The organism is Streptomyces sp. NPDC002671 (assembly GCF_053592475.1).
This window is the reverse complement of sequence record NZ_JBSFVU010000007.1, coordinates 262,569-286,405: the sequence shown is the minus strand read 5'-3', so window position 1 is coordinate 286,405 and position 23,837 is coordinate 262,569. Positions and strand designations below refer to the sequence as shown.

The window sequence follows — 23,837 nt, the reverse complement described above, 5'->3', positions numbered from 1 at the left end:
CCCCCTGTCTGCCGGTCGGCTTCCCTGCGCCTAGTCGACCTCCGCCAGCGCCTGCGCGAACTGGGCCTTGTACAGCCGCGCGTACGCCCCGTCCGCCTCCAACAGGTCGGTGTGCGCGCCCTGTTCCACGATCGAGCCGTTCTCCATCACCAGGATCGTGTCGGCGTCCCGGATGGTGGAGAGCCGGTGCGCGATCACGAACGACGTACGGCCGTGCGCGAGTTTGGCCATCGCCTTCTGGATCAGCACCTCGGTACGGGTGTCGACGGAGCTGGTCGCCTCGTCCAGCACCAGGATCACCGGGTCGGACAGGAACGCCCGCGCGATCGTGATGAGCTGCTTCTCACCGGCGCTGACCCCGGTGCCCTCGTCGTCGATCACGGTGTCATAGCCGTCGGGGAGGGTGCGGATGAACCGGTCGGCGTGCGCCGCCCGTGCCGCCTCCTCGATCTCGCCCCGGGTGACCTCCCGCGAGGCGCCGTACGCGATGTTCTCCGCGATGGTGCCGCCGAACAGCCAGGTGTCCTGGAGCACCATGCCGATGCCGGACCGCAGTTCGTCGCGGGACATCTTCCGGATGTCCACCCCGTCGAGAGCGATCCGGCCGCCCGACACGTCGTAGAACCGCATCAGCAGGTTGACCAGCGTGGTCTTGCCCGCGCCGGTCGGGCCGACGATGGCCACCGTCTGGCCCGGCCGCACCGTCAGCGACAGGTCCTCGATCAGCGGCTTGTCGGGGTCGTAGCGGAACGACACCTGCTCCAGGTCCACCAGCCCGCGCAGCTCGGCCGGCCGCTCGCCCGGCACCGGGTCCGCCTCCTGCTCCTCCGCGTCCAGGAGTTCGAAGATCCGCTCCGCCGACGCCACACCCGACTGCACCAGGTTCGCCATCGACGCGACCTGCGTCAGCGGCATCGAGAACTGCCGCGAGTACTGGACGAAGGCCTGCACGTCACCGATGGAGAGCGAGCCGGAGGCCACCCGCAGGCCGCCGACGACCGCCACCAGGATGTAGTTCAGGTTCGACACGAACATCATCAGCGGCTGCATGACGCCACTGTTGAACTGCGCCTTGAACGCGGCCTGGTACAGCGCCTCGTTCTGCTCGGCGAACTGCTGCGCCGACTCCTCCTGGCGCCCGAACACCTTCACCAGGGTGTGCCCGGTGTACATCTCCTCCACGTGCGCGTTCAGCTTGCCGGTGGTGCGCCACTGCTGCACGAAGTGCGGCTGCGACCGCTTGCCGACCCGGGCGGCCACGAAGACCGACAGCGGCACGGTCACCAGCGCGACCAGCGCGAGGATCCAGGAGACCCAGAACATCATCGCGAGCACGCCGATGATGGTGAGCACCGAGTTGATCAGCTGGCCCATCGACTGCTGGAGCGTCTGCCCGATGTTGTCGATGTCGTTGGTCGCGCGGGAGAGCACCTCGCCGCGCTGGCGCTTGTCGAAGTACGACAGCGGCAGCCGGGACAGCTTCGTCTGCACGTCCTCCCGCATCCGGAACATCGTGCGGTTGACGGTCCGGTTGACCAGCCGGGTCGCGACTGCCATCAGCAGACCGGCCAGCAGGAACGTTCCCGTGGCGAGCAGCAGCACGCTGCCGACGGCACCGAAGTCGATGCCCTTGCCGGGCGTGAAGTCCGTGCTCTGCAGCATGTCCGCGATGGAGCCGCGGCCATGCGCCCGCATGGAGTCGAGCACCTGCTCCTTGCTGGCGCCGGCGGGCATCTGCCGGCCGATGATGCCGGCGAAGACCAGGTCGGTGGCCTTGCCGAGGATCTTCGGGCCGACCACGCTCAGCGCCACGCTGACCACCACGCACAGCAGCAGCGTGTACAGGGTGAGCCGTTCGGGCTTGAAGTGGGAGAGGAGCCGCTTGCCCGACCCCTTGAAGTCCATCGAGCGCTGGTCCGGGCCGCCGCCGGCCATCATGCGTCCCATGGGCCCGGCCATCAGGCGGCCTCCGCTTCCGTCAGCTGGGAGAGCACGATCTCCCGGTAGGTCTCGTTCGTCGTCATCAGCTCGTGGTGCCGGCCGGAGCCGACCACGAGGCCCTCGTCCAGCACGATGATCCGGTCGGCGTCCCGGATGGTCGCCACGCGCTGCGCGACGATGACGACGGTCGCCTCGGCGGTCTCCTCGGTGAGGGCCGCGCGCAGTGCCGCGTCCGTCGCGTAGTCGAGCGCGGAGAAGGAGTCGTCGAAGAGGTAGATCTCCGGGCGCTGCACCAGCGTGCGGGCGATGGCGAGCCGCTGCCGCTGGCCGCCGGAGACGTTGGTGCCGCCCTGCGCGATGGGCGCGTTCAGCCCGCCCTCCAGCTTGCTCACGAAGTCCTTGGCCTGCGCCACCTCCAGCGCGTGCCACAGCTCCTCGTCGGTGGCGTCCGGGTTGCCGTAGCGCAGGTTGGTGGCCACCGTGCCCGCGAACAGGTACGGCTTCTGCGGCACCATCCCGACGGTCCTGGCCAGCAGCTTCGGGTCGACCTCCGAGACGTCGACGCCGTCCACCAGCACCTGGCCCTCGGTGGCGTCGAACAGCCGCGGGACGAGGCCCAGCAGCGTCGACTTGCCGCTGCCCGTGGAGCCGATCACGGCGGTCGTCTCGCCCGGCCGGGCGGCCAGGTCGATGGACTTCAGCACCGGCTCCTCGGCGCCCGGATAGCGGAAGCCCGCGCCCCGGATCTCCAGGTGCCCGTGCCGGCCCAGCTCCGTGACGGGCGCGAGCGGCGGTACGACGCTCGAATCGGTCTCCAGGACCTCCTGGATGCGCTCGGCGCACACCTCGGCGCGCGGCACCATCATGAACATGAAGGTGGCCATCATCACGGACATGACGATCTGCATCAGATAGGCGAGGAACGCGGTCAGGTCACCGATCTGCATCCCGCCGCTGTCGATGCGGTGCGCGCCGAACCACACCACCGCGACGGACGACAGGTTCACCACCGTCATCACGATCGGGAACATCAGCGCGAGCATCCGGCCGGTGGCCAGCTGCATCTCGGTCAGGTCGGCGTTGGCCTTCCTGAACCGCCCCTGCTCGTACTCGTCCCGGACGAAGGCGCGGATCACCCGGTTGCCGGTGATCTGCTCGCGCAGCACCCGGTTCACGGTGTCCAGGCGGACCTGCATGGACCGGAACAGCGGGCGCAGCCGGCGCACGATCAGCGTCACCGAGATGCCGAGCACGGGGACGACGGCGACGAGCACCGTCGACAGCGGCACATCCAGGCCGAGGGCCAGCACGATGCCGCCCACACACATGATGGGCGCCGACACCATCAGTGTGAACGTCATCAGGGCCAGCATCTGGACCTGCTGTACGTCGTTCGTCGTACGGGTGATGAGGGAGGGCGCCCCGAAGTGACCGATTTCACGTGCGGAGAAGGCCTGGACCCGGTCGAAGACGGCCCTGCGCACGTCCCGGCCGAGCGCCGAGGCGGTCCGGGCGCCGTAGTAGACGGCGCCGATGTTGCACACGACCTGGGCCAGCGAGATGCCGATCATCAGGGCGCCGAAGGACAGGATGTAACCCGTGTCGCCCTTCACGACACCGTTGTCGATGATGTCGGCATTGAGGGTGGGCAGGTAGAGGGTGGCGCAGGTCTGCAGGAACTGCAGCGCCACCAGGGCGGCTATGGGTTTCTTGTAGGGCCTGAGATAGGTCCGCAGAAGTCGTATGAGCACGCTACGTCTCTCGGAGTCGGCGGTAGGGGCTGGTCGACTGCCCCTGGCCCCTATCGTCGAACACTCCACCGGCGTTACCTCAACCGATTAACCCAATCGGTGCACCCAACCCCCGGGTGATCAGGGGCTTCAGAGACGAAACGCCCCCGGGTGGGTCTGCTCGCGCACCGAGACGTACTGCTGCCGCACCGCCTGCCCCACGGGCAGGTCGTCGCCCGGCTCCAGGACCTGCGCCGCCGCGCCCTGCCAGGCCGGCGGGGTACGCGGGTCGAGGGTGCCCTGCGACACCCCGAGCGCCCACGCCGCCTGCCGGGCCGCGCCGATCGCCGCGTAGTCCGCGGGCTGCGGTACGACGACCTGGGCGCCGAACAGCGAGGGCGCCGCGGCCTGCACGGCGGACAGCTCGGCGGCCGGGCCCAGCAGGAAGATCCGCCGCACCTCCACACCCCGCCCGCGCAGCACGTCCAGCGCGTCCGCGAGCCCGCACAGCATGCCCTCGAACGCGGCCCGCGCCAGATGCTCCGGCTTCATCGACTCGCGCCGCAGCCCGGCGATCGTCCCGGCGGTGTGCGGCAGGTTCGGCGTCCGCTCACCCTCCAGATAGGGGAGGAGGACGAGCCCGTGGGCGCCCGGCGTGGACTTCATCGCCAGCTCGGACAGGCTCTCCAGATCGGGCAGCCCGAGCAGTTCGGCGGTGCCGCGCAGGGTCCGTACGGCGTTGAGGGTCGTCACGACCGGCAGGTGCATGCCGGTGGCGTCGGCGAGGGACGTGATCATCCCGGACTGGTCGGCCAGCGCCTCCGGGTGGACGGCCATCACGGAGCCCGAGGCGCCGAGGGACACGACCGCGTCGCCCAGCCCGAGCCCGAGCCCGAAGGCTGCGGCCATGGTCTCCCCGGTCCCGGCCGAGATCAGCAGCCCCTCCGGGGTCGTACCGGCCGCCTCCGACGGGCCGATCACCTCCGGCAGCAGCGTCTGGTGCCCGAGCGCCAGCTCGACCAGGTCGGGCCGGTAGGAGCCGGTGGCCGCGGACCAGTACCCGGTGCCGGAGGCGCCGCCGCGGTCGGTGGTCCGGCGCACGGGCCGGCCCAGCAGCTGCCAGACCAGCCAGTCGTGGGCCTGGAGCAGGGTCGCGGTGCGCAGCGCGTTCTCGGGCTCGTTCTTGGCGAGCCAGCGCAGCTTGGTCACGGGCTGCGCGGCCTGCGGTACACAGCCCACGGCCTGCGCCCAGGCTTCCCGCCCGCCGAGCGCCTCGACCAGGTCGGCCGCGGCGACCTGCGCCCGCTTGTCACCGCCGACGAGCGCCGGGCGCACGGTGGCGCCCTGGGCGTCGAGCGGGATCAGCGCGTTCTGCTGCGCGGAGACGCCGATGGCCTGCACGCCCTCCAGCAGTCCGCCGCCGGCGGCCTCGCCCAAGGACAGCAGCCAGGCCTGCGGATCCACGTCGCTGGGACGCTTCTCGCTGTCCGGCGCCTCGAGCGGATGCGGCGCGTATCCCTGCCGTATGACGGCACCGGTGTCCGTGTCACAGACCACGATGCGAGTGAAATCGGGCGAGCTGTCCAACCCGGCGACTATCCCCATAACGAGAATTTTGCAGCATCGTCGTGGGGTTTCTTGCCCTTGGGCGGGTGTGGGTCCGGTGTCAGGTGTTGCTGGTGCCCCAGTCGTCCTCGGGGGTGCCGTCGAGGTTGCGCTCGCGCAGGGAGCGGACACGCTGGGTCACCGATTCGGGGACGCGGTCGCCGACCTTGTGGCTGACCGTGTGGAAGGCCTTGCCGGCGTAGACGCGGCCCTGCTGGGCGGCGGTCTCGGCGGTGTTGCGGACGGCGGGGTTCTGCGCGATCTGGCGAGCGCATTTCTTCAGCTGCTCGTAGCGCTCGCGTCCGGCCCGCGTGCCGAGCACGTAACCGAGGGCGAGTCCGGCGACGAACGTGAGCCGGTAGCGCATGGCGGCCACCCTTCCCTTGTGTAGGTCTCTGGTGCGGCGTCGAGCCGAGGGGAACCGATTGGCGGAGCACCCCCCTGCTTGCGCTAATGTATGTGTCGCAGCGAGCGCACGCCCCCTGGCGAATACCCAGGTAGGTGCGTTCGATGCAAACGAGGCGATCCTCCGTAGCTCAATTGGCAGAGCAGCCGGCTGTTAACCGGCAGGTTACTGGTTCGAGTCCAGTCGGGGGAGCTTCGGTCCTCCGTAGCTCAATTGGCAGAGCAGCCGGCTGTTAACCGGCAGGTTACTGGTTCGAGTCCAGTCGGGGGAGCGCATTGAATGAGGGCCCCTTGGGGGTCCTTTTTCATGTCCGGTTCATGCCCGCGGGAACCGCCGCGCCTGCGGCGATGTCCTCAAGGTCATGAAGCAGCACAGAAGCCGACCATCCGAAGCAGGAGATCGTATGAGCGGCTATGCTGCGGCAGACGGCGCGCACACTTGTACGCGACACGCCGCTATGGGGCGGTAGCTCAGCCGGTTAGAGCAGCGGACTCATAATCCGTCGGCCGTGGGTTCGAGTCCCACCCGCCCCACCACAGCAGCTCCGTGCAGGAACGTTTTCACCTGCGGTGACAAGGAAGCCCCTCCCTGTTGGAGGGGCTTCTGTCGTGTTCGAAGACCGAAGGGCCGTCGCCGCGCCGCTGATGTGAACCCGTAGGCCCGGCCCGGGAGTTCCCTGTGGCATGTGACCTGCGGCACCTCTCGGCGCGCCGTCATCGATCCTTCACAGCCATCCGGTCAGGAGCCGTCGAACACTTTGCTGGTTTGTGGATAAGCTCTGGGCAGACCGGAAAAGGCCGCCGGGCGTCGCAGGCGTGACGCAGGACGACATGACCGCGTACCCGGAGGACACAGTGCCCGCCGCTCTCACAGTCTTAGCCGGCCGGCCCGTCCGCCTCGGTCGTATCGGGGCCGTTGCGGTCGCACCTCTCTCATCGCAGGCCCGGGGCCTCTCCATCCAGCTTTGGCCTGTCATGCCCGCATCCAGTGGAATGCCCCCGCGGCGGGCGGGACGTGCAGCACCGGTGGCACCACCCCGCACGGTTGGCCCGGTGGTGACGACCGTCTCCGGCCGATGCGCGACTCGGACACTCTGGAGAGGACTTGATGACCGATCTGATACCGGCCGTGAGCGCCGCGGTCGCTCTGGCGGCCGGAGGGACCACGTGGCGCTTCCAGCGGGCGTACCGGCGCGAGCGCGGCAGGGCCGACCAGCTCCAGGGCCGTACGGACCAGCTCACCCAGGAGCTGCGTGCCGTGGAGTACGCCCTCGGGCAGCTGGCCGCCGAGGTGCTGCCGGCGGCGGGCGCCGCCGCCCTGCCCGGCCAGCAGCGCGGTGCCGACCTCGCCCTGCCCGTGGCGCTGGCGCACACGCCCCTCGCCGCGCGGCTCCGCGACGTCGCCGGTCAGGCGGTCGCCACCGTGACGCGGGTGCGGGAGGCCACCCACGCGTCCGCCGAGCAGCGCATCGCCGAGATCCGGACCGCCGCGGAACAAGAGGTCGCCAAGGCGCGCCGGGAGTCGCAGCAGGCCACGCGCGCGGCCGTGCGCAGCTTCGCGTCCAACGTGGTGGCCCGGGCCTCCCGGCTGAGCCGGGAGATCAGCAAGGGTGTCCGCTCCCACCAGGACGACGAGGCGTACGCGACGCTGGTGCACATCGACCACATCGCGCAGCAGATGCTGCTGACCGCCCAGGGCTACGCGGTGCTGGCCGGCGACAAGCTCTCCAGGCGCTGGCCGAAGACCTCCCTGACCGATGTGATCCGTGCCGCGATGGGCCGCATCGAGGGCTACCAGCGGGTGGAGCACCACGAGTCGGACACCATCTCCGTGGAGAGCCGCGCGGTCGAGGCCGTCGTGCACACCCTGGCCCTGGTGCTGGACAACGCCCTGCGCTACTCCCCGCCGGCCGCCCGGGTGCACGTCTCGGTGGAGGAAGGCCATCACGCCTGCTTCCTGATCGTCGACGACGCCGGTCTGCGGATGGACGACGAGCGGCTGATGTGGGCCAAGGACATCATGTCCGGCAAGCAGCGCGACGAGATCACGCAGCTCGGCGCGCATCCCCAGACCGGACTGCGGGTCGCCTCACTGCTCGCCGAGAACTACGGCTTCCGGGTCGAGTTGACCGCGCCGAACATCTACCAGGGCACGCGGGCCATGCTGGTACTGCCGAAGAACCTCCTGGTCTTCTCCGCCACGCCCCAGCCCGCCGCGGCCCGGCCCGTCATCGCGCCCCGGACCGCCGAGGAGTCCCAGCCGGCCGCCGCGCCGGCCGCACAGGATTCCGTCGCCCCGGAGCCTGCGCCTGCGTCGACGCCGGCGCCCACCGCGACCACCGCGAGCGGACTGACCGTCCGTCAACGCCCGTCCAGCGTGCGCAGCTCCGCCCCCGCGACGCCCGAGGCGCCGGTCGTGCCGGGGCGGCCGAGTGTCGCCGCCGCCTGGGCGGAGGGCACCCGCCGGGGACGCCAGCCCGAGGAAAACACCGGACCCACCGAAGGAAACTGACCATGCGTGACACGCACAGCAACAGCCTGGGATGGCTGCTCGACCAGGAGCTCGGCTCCGTCGAGGGCGTCGAATACGCCGTGCTGATGAGCAGCGACGGACTCCTGCAGGCCCGCACGCAGACGATCGGCCAGGAGGACGCGGAGAAACTCGCCGCCGTCACCGCCTCGCTGCGCGCCGCCGGTAAGGCGTGGGACGAGCACGTCGGCGGCAAGGGGATGTGCCAGCTGCTCATCGAGTCGCAGGGCCGTATCGGGCTGACCACCGCGGCGGCGAGGAACTCGATGGTCTCGGTGGTCACGACGGGGCCGGAGGCCGATGTCGGCCTGATCACCCATCACATGGTGCGGCTGGCGACGCGGCTCGGCCACGAGCTGGAGGTCGGGGACCGGCGTCACGTCTCGGACGACGGCACAGCGACGTGAGCGGTCCGCGGCACGACCCGGACCTGATCAGGCCCTATGTCCGCACCGGCGGGCGGAACCGGTCCAGGCCGGATGTGCGCCTGGAGACGGTGGTCATCGCCGCGTCCGGCCCGACCGACATGCTCGGGCCGGACACCCGCAGGGTGCTGCGCCTGTTCGCCGGCGGGCGGGGCGGCCTGGCCGTGGCGGACATCGCCGCCGCGCTGGAACTGCCGCCGTCCACCGTGCGGATCCTCGTCTCCGAGCTGATGGACAGCGGCCATCTGGCCAGCCCGGCCCCTGCCGAGGGCCGGCCCGGACTCGACCTGCTACAGGAGGTGCTGCGTGGACTACGCGAACTGGTCTGACCAGTCGTCCCACCAGCCTGCCGTCCACTACGTGGCCCCCGCCGTGGCCCGGTCGGCGAAGATCGTCGTCGCCGGGGCGTTCGGCGTCGGCAAGACCACCTTCGTCGGCAGTGTCTCCGAGGTGACACCGCTGCGCATGGAGGAGCCGATCACCGAGGCGAGCGTCGGCGTGGACGATCTGCGCGGCACCCCGCACAAGACGACCACGACGGTCGCGATGGACTTCGGGCGCATCCATCTGCTGGGCGACCGGCTGGTGCTCTACCTGTTCGGCACTCCGGGCCAGACCCGTTTCCGCCCCCTGTGGGAAGGGCTGACCGAAGGCGCGCTGGGCGCCGTCGTCCTGGCCGACACCCGGAACCTCGACGGCTGCCACGAGGTGCTGACCTTGCTGGAGGAGCAGCAGACGCCGTACGCCGTCGTCATCAACGTCTTCCCCGACGCGCCCCGCTACCCCCTGGACGAGCTCCGGCAGGCGCTCGCGCTGGATCCGGACACGCCGCTGACCGAGTGCGACGCGCGTGACCGCACCTCCTGCGTGTACGCGCTCATCACCCTTGTCGAGTACCTGACCGCCCGTCATGTTCCCGCCTCTCTTGTGGAGCCCCGCCCATGACCACCCTCGCCTCCGGCACCGCGAGCCAACCGGCGCGGGTCGCGCTCTACGACAGCGAGTTCGCCGAGGACCCGCATGCCGCGTACGAGCGCATGCGCCGCGTCCACGGCCCGCTGGTCCCCGTGGACCTCGCCCCCGGCATCCCGGCGACCCTGGTCATCGGCTTCCACCAGGCCCGGCGCATCCTCAACGACCCGCTGCACTTCCCCGCCGACCCGCGGATCTGGGAGCAGGCCGTACCCGAGACCTGCCCGGTCCGGCCGATGATGGAGTGGCGCCCCAACGCGCTGCGCGCGTCCGGCGCCGAGCACACCCGCTACCGGGCGGCGAACACCGAGGCCATCCAGCGGGTCGACCAGCACGAGCTGCGGGCCCTGGTGGAGAAGGTCGCCTCCGGCGCCATCGGCGGCTTCCGTGGCCTCGGCCAGGCCGACCTGCTCACCCAGTACTCGTTCCCCATCGCCTTCCACGTCCTGAGCGCGCTGCTCGGCTGCCCGGACGACATCGGCGTGCGCATCGCCGACGGCATGGCCAAGATCTTCGAGTCCGAGGCGGAGACGGCCGCCCTCGGCAACCAGATCCTCGGCCAGTCCCTGGCCGAACTCGTCGCGCTGCGGCGGCAGTACCCCGGGGACGACATCACCTCCCGGCTGATCGCGCACAGCGCCCGCCTGGACGACATGGAGATGCTCCACCAGCTCGTCACGCTGTACGGCGCGGGCATCGAGCCGCTGACCAACCTGATCAGCAACACCGTGCTCAAGGTCCTCACCGACGAGCAGTTCTCGGCCGGCCTGCACGCCGGGCTGCCCGTCCGGGACGCCCTCGACACGGTCCTGTACACCGACCCGCCGCTGGCCAACTACTGCATCAGCTACCCGCCGTACCCGATCGACGTCGAGGGCGTGCTGCTCCCCGCCCACCAGCCCGTCGTCATCTCCATGGCCGCCTGCAACAACGACCCGGCCATCACCGGCGGCCTCGGCGCCGGTGCGCTCGCCGGCAACCGTGCGCACCTGTCCTGGAGCATCGGCCCGCACACCTGCCCGGCCCGCACCCACGCGTACCTCATCGCCGAGACGGCCGTCGCCTGCCTGCTCGACGCGCTTCCCGAGCTCGACCTCGCCTGTCCCGAGTCCGACCTGGTGTGGCGGCCCGGCCCGTTCCACCGCGCCCTGGAAGCCCTGCCCGTGCGCTTCCCCGCGGTCGTCTGACTGCCGGAGGTCGTCCGTCTCCGCGACGTCGTCCGTCTCCGCGGCGTCGTCCGTTTCCGCGGCGTCGTCCGCATCCCTCCGTCGCCCTTGGCCTTCCGCAACGGTCCGAACCCTCGTCCGTAGCTTCCCCCCGCAGCTGTCCGAAGGAGAACCGGCCTTGTCCCAGCACACTCCGCTCGTCCTCGACCCCGCCGGGTCCGCCCGGCACCAGGAGCACCAGACCCTGCGCGCCCAGGGCCCCGCCACGCGTGTGGACGTCCTCGGCGTCCAGGCCTGGGCGGTCACCGACCCCGCCCTGCTCAAGCAACTGCTGACCAGCCCCGGCGTGTCCAAGGACGCTCGCGCGCACTGGCCCGCCTTCGAGGAGACGGTCGCGACCTGGCCGCTCGCCCTGTGGATCGCGGTGAAGAACATGTTCACCGCCTACGGCGCCGACCACCGCAAGCTGCGGCGCATGGTCGCCCCCGCCTTCAGCGCCCGCCGCATCGCCGAGCTGCGCCCGGCCGTCGAGGCCATGGTCACCGAGCTGATGGACGGCCTCGCCGCGCTGCCCGAGGGGGAGGTCGTGGACCTGCGCGAGCGGCTGGCCTTCCCGCTGCCCATCACCGTGATCGGCCACCTGATGGGCGTACCGGAGGACCAGCGGCCCGACTTCCGGCAGGTCGTGGACAACGTCTTCGACACCACGCTCACCCAGGAGGAGTCGCAGGCCAACACCGTCCGCCTGTACGGCATCCTCGACGAGCTGATCGCCGCGAAGAGCAGCGCTCCCGGTGACGACATGACCTCCCTGCTCATCGCAGCCCGCGACGAGGAGTCGGACGGCACCGGCTTCACCACCCAGGAGCTCCGCGACACGCTCCTGCTGATGATCAGCGCCGGGTACGAGACCACGGTCAACCTCATCGACCAGGCCGTCGTCGCCATGCTGACCCTCCCCGGCCAGCTCGACCTCGTCCGCACCGGCAAGGCCGGCTGGGACGACGTCGTGGAGGAGACCCTGCGGCACGAGCCCGCCGTCAAGCACCTGCCGCTGCGCTACGCCGTCACCGACATCGAGCTGCCCGACGGGCAGACCATCACGGCGGGCGAGGCCATCCTCGCCTCCTACGCCGCCGCCAACCGCCACCCGCAGTGGCACGGCGACGACGCCGACACCTTCGACGTCACCCGCACCGTCAAGGACCACCTGGCCTTCGGCCACGGGGTGCACTTCTGCCTCGGCGCCCCCCTGGCCCGCCTGGAGGTCGTGGAAGCCCTCCGCCAGCTCTTCGCCCGCTTCCCCGACCTGTCCCTCGCGGTACCGGCCGGTGAACTGCGCCCGGTGCCGTCCCTCATCAGCAACGGCCACCAGGAACTCCCGGTCCGCCTGGGCCCCGTGGCCGCGGGTAGGGACTAGGTCCTGTCGTCAAACTCCCGTCGTCCGCCCGTAGGGCGGGCCCCGCGGCGTCTGGTGCGTGCGATCGCAAGGCGCCGGAGCGTCCGCGTGGCGGAGTCACGTGGGTGCTCCGGCAACGCGGCGAGCGTGCGTGCCAGGCGTCGCGGGGCAGGCGGGAATTTGACGACAGGGCCTGGGCAGCAAAAGAGGCGGGCCGCGCACGTGGGCGCGGCCCGCCTGCCGGCACGGTCTCCCAGTGTGCCGGGTCCGGTAGTCTCAGGCGGCCAGCGGGTCCAGCACCAGGGGTTCGATCTTGCCCTCCAGCATGGCGCCGATGCCCTGCGCGGCGCAGATGTCGGGCCGCTCGGCGATGTGCACCGGCATCCCGGTGGCCTGCCGGAGCATCTGGTCGAAGCCGGGCAACAGCGCGGAGCCGCCGACCATCGTGATCCCGCGGTCCGTGAGGTCGGCCACCAGGTCGGGCGGGCAGACGCGCAGCACCTTGCCGATGCCGTCGAGGACGGCCGTCAGCGGGGTCTGGATGGCGTCGCGCACGGCGGCCGTGTCGACCCGCACGCTGCGGGCGAGCCCGGTGGCCACGTCGCGCCCGTGGATCTCGGTCGAGGCGGGCCCCTGCGGGGTGAGCCCGTTCCCGGACAGGGCGAGCTGCAGCGGCCGTACGGACTGGCTCGGCAGCATCAGCTCGTGCTCGTGCCGCAGGTGCTGCACGATCGCGTGGTCGACGGCCTCACCGCCCACCGGGATCCGCTCGGCGGTGACGATCGACCCCAGGGACAGCACCGCGACCTGCGTGGCCGCCGCCCCGCACACCATGATCATGGTGCCCTCGGGCAGCTCGACGGGCAGTCCGCAGCCCACGGCGGCGGCGATCAGCGTATCCACCAGCTCCACCCGGCGTGCCCCCAGCCCCACCAGCGTCTCGATCGTCGCCCGCTGTGCCAGCGGATCGGCGTCGTGCGGGGTGCAGGCCGCCGCGCGCAGCCGGGGCTTGCGGCGCAGCGTTCGGCGTATCTTGTCGCCGAGCAGATGCCGCAGCATCCGCTGGGCCATCTCGATGTCGACCACCGTGCCGCCGGACACGGGCCGTACGACCCGGATGTAGCTCGGCGTCCGCCCCGTCATCCTCTCCGCGAACTCGCCCACCGCGATGAGCGCGCCGGTGCGCGTGTTCACCGCCGCGGCCGAGGGCTGGTCGACGACGAGACCGGCGCCCTTCACATACACCCGGGTACGGGCCGCGCCCAGGTCGACGGCGAAGTGGCAGCGGCGCAACTGCTCCAGGCTGACGGTCACGGCAGATCCTCCCGAGTGCGCAGGCCTTGAGCGACCGCCCTTTCGGCGGGCTCACTGGCATCCTGCGCGGCGCCGAGGGGCGGGCGCCTTCTGGAGGGGGCCGGGCGGGGTGCGGCTGAACGGGCGGTTTCCGGCGCGGCTCACGCCTCGGTGGTGGACTCCGGGGCCGTGACCGGTTCCGGAACCGTCGGCTGCCGCCCTGCCGTCGGCGGCTGTTCCGCGGTCCGCTGCTGCTGCTCCGCCGCCCGCTGCGCGGACCAGCCGAGCCGGACCACCAGCTGCCCCTCCGCCGCGCCCTTGGCGATGATCGCGCCCGCCTCCGCGGTCAGCTTCACGCCGAACTCCAGCTCCACGGAGTCCGGGCGCAGGGTGCCGTCCCGGAAGACCCGCAGCGCGGACTGGGCGGCGGAGCGCACCCCGGCGAGGGCGCCCTCGAAGGTGCGGGCGGTCTGCGCGGCCGGGCCCTCGCCGCCCTCGCCGCGCGCGACGAGCCGGGTTCCGGTCGCGGGCTCCGCCGTCTCCACGACGACGAACGCGCCGTCCTCGGTCTCGAACTCCACCAGCCTGCTCATGACTCCATTGTCACGGACGGCACTTGATCACGTCTGCTGCAACTGTGGGCTTTTTCCTCACGATTGACGGAATCACGCCAGGACACCGCTCAGGAGCGGGGGTGGTGCACGGTGTCGACGACCCCGCGCACCACCCCCAGCTCCACCAGGTCCTGCGGCCGGATGCGCAACTGCCCCGCGGTCGCCTCGACCTCTTCCGGCGGGCGCTTGAGGATGACCGCCGCCAGCTCGGGGGCGATCACCGAGAAGTAACTGTCCGGCGTGGCCCAGGTGTTGCCGGGCGCGGCCAGCGCGAGCGCCCCGCCCGATCCGCCCTCGCCGATGACGAGCGTGGTGACGGGGGTGCGGGCACCGGCCACCGCGGCGAACACCTCCGCGATCGCCGCCCCGGCCCCCTGCCGCTCGGCCTCCGCGTCATTGGCCGCGCCCGGGGTGTCCACCAGGGTCAGCACCGGGATCCCGAGCCGGTCCGCGAGCCGGATCAGCCGGGCCGCGGTGCGGTACCCGGCGGGACACGTCGCCGTCCCGGTCTGCGCCGCGAACGCCACGGTACGGCCGTCACGCAGCCCGAACCCGCACAGCATCCCGTCGGTGTCGGTCCCGCCGCAGCGGTCGCCGGAGAGGGCCAGGCGGTCGGTGAAGTATGTGTCCAAATAGGTGTGGGCGCGCGGTCGTTCGGGGGAGCGGGCGCGCAGCACGGCGTCCCAGCCGGTGGCGGGGAGCCCGCTGTCGCCCAGCGCGAGAGGCGGGGGTGCCTCGCTTGCGGGCGTGGTGAGCAGCCGCAGCCACAGGCCCAGGGTCCGCTTCAGGTCCTCCGCCGGCACGACCGCGTCCACCGAGCCCGCCGCGAGCTGCGCCTCCGCCGTGTACGCCGCCGGGTCGGCGTCCGGCGGCCGGACGCGGGAGCCGGCGAAGCCCACCTGGACGCCGGGGAGGGCCAGGACGACGTCCGCGCCCGCGCCCAGGGTGGCCCAGCCGCCGCCCGTCGTGGGATCCCGCAGGACCGCGACCTGCGCCAGCCCCGCCTCCCGGGTGAGCACCGACTGGCGGGCCACACACTGGAGCTGGGTCAGCGCGAGCATCCCCTCCTGCATCCTGCTGCCGCCCGTGGCGACCAACGGCACCACGGGCAGCCGGTGTTCACGGGCGTGCGTGTACGCCGCCTCCAGCCGGTCGCCGGTGCGCTCGCCCAGGGAGCCGCCGAGGAAGCCGAACTCGAACGCGATCAGCACGGCCGGGGTGCCCTCGACGCGTGCGGTGCCGCAGACGACGGACTCCTCCTCGCCGGTGCGTCGGGTGGCACGGGCGCGCGAGGCGTCGTACCCCTGCCAGCCCAGCGGCCCGTCGGGCGCCGACACCCTTTCCGCGACCGGGAGTTCGCCGAAGGAGCCGGGATCGGCGACGAGGCCCAGGAACTCCCGCGCGGACAGCCGCTCAGGCATCGGCCACCAGCGCCCGCTTCATGATCTTCCCCATGTCGTTGCGGGGGAGGGCGTCGAGGTGACGGACGACGCGGGGACGCTTGTGCGGGGCGAGCCGCCGGGCGACATGATCGGCCAACTCGTCGTCGGAGGGCGGAGACTGCGGATCGGCGGGCACGATCCAGGCCACGATCCGCTCGCCCAGGTCGGCGTCCGGCTCCCCGGTGACCGCGGCCTCCCGCACCCCCGGATGCTCCAGCAGGGCGTTCTCGATCTCACCGGCCCCGATCTTGTAACCGCCGCTCTTGATGAGATCGGTGGCCTTGCGCCCGACGATCCGGACGTACCCGTCGGGCTCGCGCACGGCCATGTCTCCGGTGCGGAAGTACCCGTCGGCGGTGAACGCGGCGGCGGTGGCGTCGGGCCGGTTCAGATACTCGGTGAACAGGTTCGGCCCGCGCACCTGGATCTCGCCGACGGTCTCCCCGTCGTACCCGGTGATCCCGGTCCCGTCCTCCTCCACGAGCCGCAGCTCGACACCGGGCAGCGGCACACCCACGGTTCCCGCGCGGGCCTCCCCGTCGGCCCGCACGCTGGTGTTCATCAGGGTCTCGGTCATGCCGTACCGCTCGATCACCCGGCGTCCGGTCGCCGCCGCGATCCGCTCGTGGTCGTGCACGGGCAGCGCGGCCGAGCCGGAGACCAGCAGCCGGGCCCCGGCCAGGGCCTTGGCCAGCTCCGGGTCGCCGGGCAGGGCCTCGGCGATGCGGTGGTACATGGTCGGAACCCCGAACAGCATGGTCGCGCCGTCGTTCAGCTCGCGCGCGACACCCTCGGTGCCGAACCGCCCCAGATGCCGTACGGAACCTCCCCGCCGCAGCGGACCGAGAATGCCCAGCACGAGCCCGTGCACATGGAACAGCGGCAGCCCGTGCACCAGCACGTCCTGCGCCGTCCACTGCCAGGCGTCGGCGAGCGCGTCCAGGGTCGAGGCTAGGGCCCGGCGCGGGATGACGGCACCCTTGGGCGGGCCGGTGGTGCCGGAGGTGTAGACGATCAGCGCGGGGTCGCCGTCGGAGGCGTGCTCGTCCGGAACGGCACCGGTGGCGGACGCGTCCACGTCGAGCCGGGGCAAGTCGCCCAGGACGGACGGGAGTTCCGTGCCGGGCGCGGTGAGGATCAGCTCCGGAGCGCTGTCGCCGACGATGTGCGCCAGCTCCTTCTCGCCCGACTTCGGGTTCAGCGGCACCGCGGCCACCCCGGCGAGCAGCACGCCCGTCACGGCGACGGCGGTCTCCAGCTCCGGGGTGGCCCACACGGCGACCCGGCCCGCGCCCCGCACCCGCGCGGCGACGGCACCCGCCGCCCCGGCGAACCCGCCGTAGGTCAACGACCGCTCACCGAACCGCAGGGCGACCCGGTCACCGGGCCTGTCCGTAAGAGCGGGAAAGAGGGAGGACACGGGGCGCACTCCTTGCCTGTCGGGGTATGCGGTCGGGGACGACAGCACCGTTCCATTCTCTATCCGACGGAGGCGGGTGGGTGTGTGGGCGAAACCACGTCGGCGATGACACAGCTCACGTTGTCAGGGCCGCCGGCCGCATTGTGCAACCGCAGATCCGGAACCGGCGCCGTACCACCGGTCAGGGCCTTGAGCAGCAGGGCCCGCTGCGGATGACTCCCGGCCTCGTCCGCGCTCAGCCGCCCCTCGTCGAGCAGCGATTGCACGACACTGTGATCGTGCGTGATCCGGAACAGCGCACGGCGTCCTCCAGCAGGTTGAGCACGTCTCCGGCGCCCGGCTCCGCTCCCTCGTCCAGGAACCTCAGCGCCTCCACGGCCGCGCTGCTCGCTTCCACGAGGAACGCGGCGAGATCCCGCCGTACGGCCGTCTCCGCCTCGACGCGCGCCCAGTACGCCCGGATCTCGGCAGCCCGTGTCCGGATCGACCCGGGTGGGCCGCAGCAGCTCCAGCTCGTCGTAGAGCCGCAGTGCCTTCGGCGACAGCCGGCTCGCCTTGGCGAAGGCCCCGATCGTCAGCAGCTCCACGCCCACCTCGCCTTCCTCGTCGTCCGCCACCGATGCTGGGGCTTCACCGAAGGGGAAGGTCAACGGCCCTGCTCCGGTTCCGGAGGCGGTTGTTAACCTCGCCGGTGATCGAACCGCCGTACGACAGGGAGCCCGCCGTGCCCCGCATCGCCCTCGCCACCTACGACCCCGGAACCGAGCCGCACGCGGACGCCGACCTGCCCGTGCTGGTGCGGGCGCTGACGGATGCGGGTGCCGAGGCCGAGGTGCGGTACTGGGACGACCCGGCGGTGGACTGGGGTGGTTACGACCTCGTCGTCATCCGGTCGACCTGGGACTACAGCTGGCGGGCCGCGGAGTTCGCGGGCTGGGTGGAGCGGGTCGGGGGTGTGACCCGGCTGGCCAACCCCCCTGCCGTGGTGCGCTGGAACACCGACAAGCGGTACCTCGGGGAGCTGGCGGCGGCCGGTGTGCCCACCGTGCCCACGCGGTACATAGCCCCGGGCGAGCCCGCCGACCTGCCCGACGACCACGAGTACGTGGTCAAGCCGACCTCCGGGGCCGGCGCCCGGTTCGCCGCCCGCTACGCGCCCGCCGAGCACGACACGGCCGTACGGCAGCTCGCGCGGATGCACGCGGAGGGTTTCACCGCGATGGTGCAGCCGTACGTACGCGGCATAGACGTCAGCGGGGAGCGGGCGCTGCAGTTCTTCGGCGGGCGGCTGCTGCACGCCAGCCGCAAGGGCGCCGTCCTCGCGCCGGGCACCCCGTACGACGCCGACAAGGTGGCCCACCCGGACCTGGCGCCCTGGCAGCCCACGGACGCCGAACTCGCCGTCGCAGAGAAGGCGTTGGCTGCCGTACCCGGCGCGCCCGGCCTGCTGTACGCACGCGTCGACCTGGTGGACGGCGAGGACGGCGAGCCCCGGCTGATGGAGCTGGAGCTGGTGGAGCCGAACCTGTTTCTGTGGCTGCATCCGGGCTCGCTGTCCCGCGTCACCGAGGCGATTCTCGCGGCGGCCGAGGACGTCAACGGCTGACCGTCTCCCGGCACGCCTGCGCGTACGCCCGGACCAGCGGGCGCCCTCCGTCCTCGCGGCGCCACGCCAGCGCGTACCGGCCGGGGCCGAGGCCCCGGACCGGGCGGGTGGTGACCCCGCCCAGGGTGATCAGCGGGGCGTTGCCCTCGGCCACCAGGCACACCCCGAGGCCCGCGACCAGCGCCTCGTACGTCTCCTCCGCCCCGGCGATCTCCGCGCCGATGCGCGGCGGGCGGCCCGCGCGGGCGTCCAGGGCGAGCCAGTGGTCGCGCAGCGGGCCCGCGCTCTTCGGCAGCGCGAGGAACGGCTCGTCGAGCAGGTCGGCGAAGTCGATCTCGGCGCGGGCGGCGAGCGGATGCGTGTCGGGGAGAGCCACCAGACGCGGTTCCGCGACGACCACCGTCCAGTCGTAGCGCTCCTCCTCGGGCAGCGGCAGCCAGACGAAGGCGACGTCCGCGCCGCCGTCCGCCAGGCCGGCCGTCGGATCCTCCCAGCTCACCTGGCGCAGCCGGACCGTCGTCTCCGGGTGTGCGGCGGTGAAGCGGGAGCGGATCGCGGGCAGCAGCCCGCCCCGGCCCGGACTGGTGCTCATGCCCACCATGAGCGTGCTGCGCTGGGCCGCCTTGGCCGCCTCCACCGCCGCCGCCCCGGCCTCCCATGCGTCGAGCACCTGCCGGGCGTGCGGCAGCAGCGCCTCGCCCGCGGCCGTGAGCGCCACCTCGTGCCGGTCCCTGCGGAACAGCTCCGCCCCCAACTGCCGCTCCAGCGCCCGGATCTGCTTGCTCAGCGCGGGCTGTGACACGTACAGCCGCTCGGCGGCGCGCGTGAAGTGCAGCTCCTCCGCTACTGCGACGAAGTAGCGCAGGTCCCGGGCATGGACGTCGGTGGTCATAGCTGTTGGTTATCACCGCAGGTCTTGGACGGGCAACGGCATTCGGCAGCAGGCTGGTTCATGTCAGGAAGTCGCAGACGAAGATGCAGACAAGAAGCCAGGAACTTACGGGGAGTTGTCGTGAACAAGGTATGGCTGGTGACCGGTGCGAGCAGTGGTTTCGGGCGGGCGATCACGGAGGCCGCGGTGGCCGCCGGTGACGTGGTGATCGGCGCGGCCCGGCGCCCCGAGGCGCTGGACGAGCTGGTGGCCGCGCACCCCGACCAGGTGGAGGCACTGCAACTGGACGTCACCGACCTGGCCGGGATCGACACGGCCGTGCGGGACGTCGTGGCCCGGCACGGGCGGATCGACGTACTGGTCAACAACGCGGGCCGCACGCACGTCGGCGCCGTCGAGGAGACCAGCGACCAGGAGCTGCGCGACCTGTTCGAGCTGCACTTCTTCGGTCCGGCGGCGCTGGTGCGGGCGGTGCTGCCGCACATGCGGGAGCGACGCTCGGGCGCGATCGTGCAGATGAGCAGCATGGGCGGGCAGATGTCCTTCGCGGGCTTCGGGGCCTACAGCGGGACCAAGTTCGCGCTGGAAGGCCTGTCCGAGGCGCTCGCGGACGAGGTCGCGGAGCACGGCATCAAGGTGCTGATCGTGGAGCCGGGCGGGTTCCGGACCTCGCTGATGGACCCCGCCCGAGCCGGGGTCAGCGCGGACAGCGGGGTGTACGCGAAGGTCGGCCAGACGCGCGGCTTCGTGGCCGGCGGCGACGGCACCCAGCCCGGCGACCCGGCCAAGGCGGCGGCTGTCATCCTGGCCGCGCTGGAGGCGGAGCACACCCCGCTGCGGCTGCCGCTCGGCGACGACGGGGTGAGCGCGGTCCTGACCCACCTCGACCAGGTCCGCGAGGACGTCACCGCGTGGGAGAAGCAGAGCCGGGCGACGTCCTTCGACGCCTAGGCCTTGACGGCCGTCCGCTGGAGCAGTCCCCATGTGAACTCCGCGGCCACCTCGTGCCGTACGCCCTCCCGGTCGGGGGCGGTGAACGCCAGCCCCCACCGGGTGGGGGCGGTGCCCTCCAGCGGGCGGGCGGGGGCGAAGGCGCGGGCGGCCTCGTCGATCGTGCAGGACCAGGGGGTCAGGTCGTCCAGGGTCTCCAGCCGGGGTGCCGGGGCGCCGGGGGCGCGTACCAGCCACTCGTTCCAGACCGCGCCGTCGGGGGAGAAGAGCACCTCGAAGCGCAGGTCGGGCCAGAGGGGCAGGGCCCAGCGCCGGGCCTCGCAGTCGACGTCGCCGAGGCGGCGCGGGACGACGGACTCCGGCTCGCCGAGGACGGAGCGGTACCGGGCGGCGACGGACCGGGACCTGGGGGAGCGGACCATCGCCTGCCAACGCTTGTTGGCCTCCCGCATGTCGGCGATGGACGCGCCCAGCCTCCGGCGCGCGTCCTCGACCAGGCCGGGATTGTGGTCGGCCATGCGGCGCAGCAGCACCAGCTGGAAGTCGAGTTGCATGAGACCCATGGTCCCGTGAGCGCCGTCCCCGCTCCTGCCCATTGCCCGCACAACTCTGGCTGATTAGCCTGTGTTCGTCATGTCGATCGTCTGTTGAAATTTCGAACACAGACGCTTAGACCACAGGGAGGGGGCCGGACGTGGGACGCCTCGTACCTGCCGTGACCCGGGCTCTCGACATTCTGGAGCTGTTCCTCGATGGGGACGGGACGCTCTCCGCCCCCGACATCGTGCGCAAGCTGCAGCTGCCGCGCACCACCGTGCACGAGCTGGTCACCACGCTCGCCGCACGCTCGTACATCGTGCAGGTGCCCGGACAGCCCGGACGCTACCGGCTCGGCGTACGCCCGTACCAGCTCGGCAGCCGCTACGCCGAGCAGCTCGACCTCGCCGCCGAGGGCCGGCAGGTGGCCGGCTCGGTCGCCGAGACCTGCGACGAGACGGTGCACGTGGCCATCCTGGAGGGCACCGACGTCATCTACATCGCCAAGGTCGACTCCACGCACGCGGTGCGCATGGTGTCCGCCGCCGGACGCCGGCTGCCCGCCCACTGCACCTCGGTCGGCAAGATGCTGCTGGCCGCGCTGCCGGAGCAGGAGCTGGCCGCGCGGATCCCGGACGGCGCCGAGCTGACCGCGATGACCCCGAACAGCATCACCGATCCGGCCGCGCTGCGCGAGGCCCTGGCGGAGATCCGGCAGCGGGGCATCGCGGTGGAGAGCCGCGAGTCCAACCCGGACGTGTCCTGCGTGGCCGCCCCGGTGCGCGACCGCAGCGGCCAGGTGGTCGCCGCGCTGTCCATCTCGGTGCCCATGATCCGCTGGAGCGACGAACGTCGGGGCGAGCTGGAGCAGCTCGCGGCCAAGGGCGCGGCCGAGCTGTCGGAGCGGCTGGGCCACCGGAGCGCGGGGTGACGGCGTACGCGCCGGGCCGCCGCGGCAACGACGCCGCCGTGGCCCCCGACGGCTCCCTCTGGGCGGGCCCGGACGGCCGCCTGATGTACTCCGCCGACAGGGCATAGCCCCAGCCGTAGTTACTCGGGTACCGCCACCGGCTCCGGCAGGGTCGCCATGTGAGCGCGGATCCTCTCCATGTCCTCAGGGCTGCGCAGAGCCCGGGAGATCGCTCCGATCGCCTGGAGCAGGCTCCGCGTGTCGGTCCCGGCCGCCGGCTCGGGCGCGTCCGGGTCCAGGGCCCTCGTCCGGATGGCGTCCACGACGGTCACCGCGGTGGACAGCTCCCGCGCCCGCTTCCGCGGATACCCGAGCCCGAGCGCGGCCTCGTACGAGCGGAGGCCGAGGTCGGCGTCGATGTGCCGGGCCATTTGCAGCAGCACGTCACGGATGTACGTCTCGCGCCGGGTCAGCCGGAGTTCGGGAGTGGAGCGCAGCACGAAGGGCACGCCCTCTCCGCTCACGGTCCGCACCAGCCGGTACAGGGGCCGCAGTTCGCAGTACGCGAGGCGGACCCGCCAGCGGTCGTGCAGGTACTGGCCCATGTGCGGCAGGATGAAGCCGACCGCGACCAGGATGGCGCACAGCGCGGCGACCGGCGGCGCGAGATCCGTGCTCAGCCAGTCCAGGTCCCGCCCGCACCAGCGCGCGAAGACGGCGGTCAGCTTGGCCGCGTCGAAGATCAGGTTCAGCACGAACCCGGCACCCAGTAGCTTCAGCCCCCACCGCAGCCAGGCGTCCAGGCCCTCGGTGCGTACCCAGTTCCAGACGAGACGGGAGCTGGTCACGCAGGCCAGGGTGTGCGCGACGAGGTAGAGCAGGATCTCCTCGCGCATGCCCGGCGTGGTGGCGTAGTAGGTGTCCAGGTCCCGCAACCGCTCCACGGGCACGTCGGCGAGCAGGAACAGCAGCCACAGGGCGGCGATCACCCCGGCGTACGCCATGACGACCCGGCGCATCGCCCGCCGCGTGGCCGCCGAGCCGTCGGTCAGGCCGTTGCGCCAGGCGATGATCAGCCACAGGCAGGAGCCGGACATCGCGGTGACGAGCGAATAGCACCAGGGCGCGGAGATGTTGGGCACCCCGGTCAGCCGGTTGACCGCGGCGATCGTGGACGGCGTGCAGAACACGAAGACCGCGCAGGCGAGCACCAGCAGACCGCCGACGGCGCGCAGCAGCGGGTCCCGCCACAGCCGGATGATCGTGGGCAGCTTGATCAGCAGGGCGGTGGTGAGGACCGTCGTGGGGATCCAGAAGGAGATGTAGCAGTGGTTGAGGAGCTTCGGGACGTCGAGTGCCAGCTGGGTCACCGTACGGCTCCCCGCCGGCCTCGGTAGCCGAGGGAGCGCTGGATGGGGTTCAGAGGGGTGCCGGCGGCGCCGGCGAGGTGCGATCGGAACAGCGTGGCCAGGCGGTGGCCGAAGTCGTCGGCCTCGGCCTCGTCGCTCTCGCGGGAGCCGTCGCGGGCGGCCACCGTCAGCGCCATGTCCCGCCAGCCGGGCGCGTCGGCGAGGGCGCGGGCCGCGGTCTCCCCGGCCAGGTGCTGGTGCTGGTGCCGGGCGTGCAGATGCCACAACTCGTGCCCGAGGATGACCAGTTGCTGCACGGCCTCCGCCCGCTCCTCCACGATGACCAGGTCGAAGTCGGCGAACTCGACCCACAGCCCGGTGACCTCGATCTCGTCCGGGAAGCTCTCGAACCGCAGCTCCACCGGCCGACCCGCCCGCACCGCGCTCATCTCCTCGCACAGCGCCCGGCACAACTCCCGTACACCGTCCGGCGCGTCGGGACGGGCGCGGATCGCGGCGGCGAGGTCGGCGGCCAGCGCGCGCATGGCCCGGCGCTGGGGGCACAGCATCCGCGCGGTCAGCCGTACCGCCCGCTCGCGCGCTCCCCCGAAGCCCATCGGTCCCCCTTCGCGCCGCCGAGGTGCGGCTCG

21 protein-coding genes, 3 tRNA genes and 1 pseudogene are annotated in these 23,837 nt (G+C 72.0%); 12 read left to right on the top strand and 13 right to left on the bottom strand.

The genetic code is table 11. From position 1 onward, the window contains the following. Window positions 1-30 precede the first annotated feature (30 nt). The 4 genes from ACWD35_RS13575 to ACWD35_RS13560 form a co-directional block, all read right to left on the bottom strand. The gene (locus tag ACWD35_RS13575) at window positions 31-1,959 is read right to left on the bottom strand and encodes an ABC transporter ATP-binding protein (protein WP_451351358.1); all 1,929 of its coding nucleotides are present in this window, start codon (window positions 1,957-1,959) and stop codon (window positions 31-33) included. Beyond that, window positions 1,959-3,692 (bottom strand): ABC transporter ATP-binding protein, encoded by a 1,734-nt coding sequence (locus ACWD35_RS13570; RefSeq protein ID WP_451351357.1) that lies wholly within the window; start codon window positions 3,690-3,692, stop codon window positions 1,959-1,961. Before ACWD35_RS13570 ends, ACWD35_RS13575 begins: the two co-directional genes overlap by 1 nt. A gap of 129 nt (window positions 3,693-3,821) precedes the next feature. Then, window positions 3,822-5,276: an FGGY family carbohydrate kinase gene (locus tag ACWD35_RS13565; protein WP_451351356.1), complete on the bottom strand. Its 1,455-nt coding sequence runs from the start codon at window positions 5,274-5,276 to the stop codon at window positions 3,822-3,824. Between the two features lie 61 nt (window positions 5,277-5,337). Further along, window positions 5,338-5,643 carry a YtxH domain-containing protein gene (locus ACWD35_RS13560; RefSeq protein ID WP_451351355.1) on the bottom strand — a complete coding sequence of 102 codons (306 nt, stop codon included), beginning with the start codon at window positions 5,641-5,643 and terminating at the stop codon, window positions 5,338-5,340. Window positions 5,644-5,801: 158 nt separating this feature from the next. Between ACWD35_RS13560 and ACWD35_RS13555 the strand changes: the two genes are divergently transcribed. The 9 genes from ACWD35_RS13555 to ACWD35_RS13515 all read left to right on the top strand — a co-directional run bounded on the left by ACWD35_RS13555 (window position 5,802) and on the right by ACWD35_RS13515 (window position 12,194). Then, window positions 5,802-5,874 (top strand) — tRNA-Asn (locus tag ACWD35_RS13555). Between the two features lie 6 nt (window positions 5,875-5,880). After that, window positions 5,881-5,953 (top strand) — tRNA-Asn (locus tag ACWD35_RS13550). A 188-nt stretch (window positions 5,954-6,141) separates the two neighbouring features. Next, window positions 6,142-6,218, top strand: a tRNA-Ile gene (locus ACWD35_RS13545). Between the two features lie 571 nt (window positions 6,219-6,789). Beyond that, entirely contained in the window at window positions 6,790-8,193 is a 1,404-nt protein-coding gene (locus ACWD35_RS13540; RefSeq protein WP_451351354.1) for an ATP-binding protein, read from the top strand. Window positions 8,194-8,195: 2 nt separating this feature from the next. Further along, a complete protein-coding gene (locus ACWD35_RS13535) occupies window positions 8,196-8,618 on the top strand; it encodes a roadblock/LC7 domain-containing protein (protein WP_451351353.1) in 423 nt (140 codons plus the stop codon). Next, complete coding sequence (locus ACWD35_RS13530; RefSeq protein WP_451351352.1) at window positions 8,615-8,965, top strand: DUF742 domain-containing protein; 351 nt, start codon at window positions 8,615-8,617, stop codon at window positions 8,963-8,965. Before ACWD35_RS13535 ends, ACWD35_RS13530 begins: the two co-directional genes overlap by 4 nt. Continuing rightward, window positions 8,943-9,581, top strand: a complete 639-nt coding sequence (locus tag ACWD35_RS13525) for a GTP-binding protein (protein ID WP_451351351.1) — start codon at window positions 8,943-8,945, stop codon at window positions 9,579-9,581. Before ACWD35_RS13530 ends, ACWD35_RS13525 begins: the two co-directional genes overlap by 23 nt. Then, window positions 9,578-10,795 (top strand): cytochrome P450, encoded by a 1,218-nt coding sequence (locus ACWD35_RS13520; protein ID WP_451351350.1) that lies wholly within the window; start codon window positions 9,578-9,580, stop codon window positions 10,793-10,795. The genes ACWD35_RS13525 and ACWD35_RS13520 overlap by 4 nt, the downstream gene beginning before the upstream one ends. Window positions 10,796-10,952: 157 nt before the next feature. Next, window positions 10,953-12,194, top strand: a complete 1,242-nt coding sequence (locus ACWD35_RS13515) for a cytochrome P450 family protein (protein WP_451351349.1) — start codon at window positions 10,953-10,955, stop codon at window positions 12,192-12,194. A gap of 255 nt (window positions 12,195-12,449) precedes the next feature. Here the strand turns inward: ACWD35_RS13515 and ACWD35_RS13510 are convergent, their stop codons facing one another. The 5 genes and pseudogenes from ACWD35_RS13510 to ACWD35_RS13490 all read right to left on the bottom strand — a co-directional run bounded on the left by ACWD35_RS13510 (window position 12,450) and on the right by ACWD35_RS13490 (window position 17,529). Continuing rightward, window positions 12,450-13,487, bottom strand: a complete 1,038-nt coding sequence (locus ACWD35_RS13510; protein WP_451351348.1) for a rod shape-determining protein — start codon at window positions 13,485-13,487, stop codon at window positions 12,450-12,452. Window positions 13,488-13,627: 140 nt separating this feature from the next. Next, a complete protein-coding gene (locus ACWD35_RS13505) occupies window positions 13,628-14,059 on the bottom strand; it encodes a CU044_2847 family protein (RefSeq protein WP_451351347.1) in 432 nt (143 codons plus the stop codon). 89 nt (window positions 14,060-14,148) lie between these two features. After that, on the bottom strand, window positions 14,149-15,501 hold the full coding sequence (locus tag ACWD35_RS13500) for a carboxyl transferase domain-containing protein (protein ID WP_451351346.1): 1,353 nt from the start codon (window positions 15,499-15,501) through the stop codon (window positions 14,149-14,151). Further along, window positions 15,494-16,942, bottom strand: coding sequence for an acyl-CoA synthetase (locus tag ACWD35_RS13495; RefSeq protein WP_451351345.1), 1,449 nt, complete (start codon window positions 16,940-16,942; stop codon window positions 15,494-15,496). Before ACWD35_RS13495 ends, ACWD35_RS13500 begins: the two co-directional genes overlap by 8 nt. Window positions 16,943-17,001: 59 nt before the next feature. Further along, window positions 17,002-17,529, bottom strand: a pseudogene (locus tag ACWD35_RS13490) (MerR family transcriptional regulator). A 137-nt stretch (window positions 17,530-17,666) separates the two neighbouring features. Here ACWD35_RS13490 and ACWD35_RS13485 point away from each other — a divergent pair. Further along, a complete protein-coding gene (locus ACWD35_RS13485; RefSeq protein ID WP_451351344.1) occupies window positions 17,667-18,548 on the top strand; it encodes an ATP-grasp domain-containing protein in 882 nt (293 codons plus the stop codon). Here the strand turns inward: ACWD35_RS13485 and ACWD35_RS13480 are convergent. After that, window positions 18,538-19,440: a LysR family transcriptional regulator gene (locus ACWD35_RS13480; protein ID WP_451351343.1), complete on the bottom strand. Its 903-nt coding sequence runs from the start codon at window positions 19,438-19,440 to the stop codon at window positions 18,538-18,540. The genes ACWD35_RS13485 and ACWD35_RS13480 overlap by 11 nt on opposite strands. A gap of 120 nt (window positions 19,441-19,560) precedes the next feature. Here ACWD35_RS13480 and ACWD35_RS13475 point away from each other — a divergent pair, with 120 nt between their 5' ends. Then, window positions 19,561-20,391 carry an oxidoreductase gene (locus tag ACWD35_RS13475; RefSeq protein WP_451351342.1) on the top strand — a complete coding sequence of 277 codons (831 nt, stop codon included), beginning with the start codon at window positions 19,561-19,563 and terminating at the stop codon, window positions 20,389-20,391. Here the strand turns inward: ACWD35_RS13475 and ACWD35_RS13470 are convergent. Next, window positions 20,388-20,945 (bottom strand): hypothetical protein, encoded by a 558-nt coding sequence (locus ACWD35_RS13470; protein WP_451351341.1) that lies wholly within the window; start codon window positions 20,943-20,945, stop codon window positions 20,388-20,390. The genes ACWD35_RS13475 and ACWD35_RS13470 overlap by 4 nt on opposite strands. Window positions 20,946-21,085: 140 nt before the next feature. Here ACWD35_RS13470 and ACWD35_RS13465 point away from each other — a divergent pair, with 140 nt between their 5' ends. After that, the gene (locus ACWD35_RS13465) at window positions 21,086-21,859 is read left to right on the top strand and encodes an IclR family transcriptional regulator (RefSeq protein WP_451351340.1); all 774 of its coding nucleotides are present in this window, start codon (window positions 21,086-21,088) and stop codon (window positions 21,857-21,859) included. Between the two features lie 119 nt (window positions 21,860-21,978). On the opposite strand, the gene ACWD35_RS13460 is transcribed toward ACWD35_RS13465, so the two are convergent. Together ACWD35_RS13460 and ACWD35_RS13455 are read right to left on the bottom strand one after the other, a co-directional pair. Further along, window positions 21,979-23,208 carry an MAB_1171c family putative transporter gene (locus tag ACWD35_RS13460; RefSeq protein WP_451351339.1) on the bottom strand — a complete coding sequence of 410 codons (1,230 nt, stop codon included), beginning with the start codon at window positions 23,206-23,208 and terminating at the stop codon, window positions 21,979-21,981. Continuing rightward, window positions 23,205-23,804: a toxin-antitoxin system, toxin component family protein gene (locus tag ACWD35_RS13455; protein WP_451351338.1), complete on the bottom strand. Its 600-nt coding sequence runs from the start codon at window positions 23,802-23,804 to the stop codon at window positions 23,205-23,207. The genes ACWD35_RS13460 and ACWD35_RS13455 overlap by 4 nt, the downstream gene beginning before the upstream one ends. Window positions 23,805-23,837: the final 33 nt, after the last annotated feature.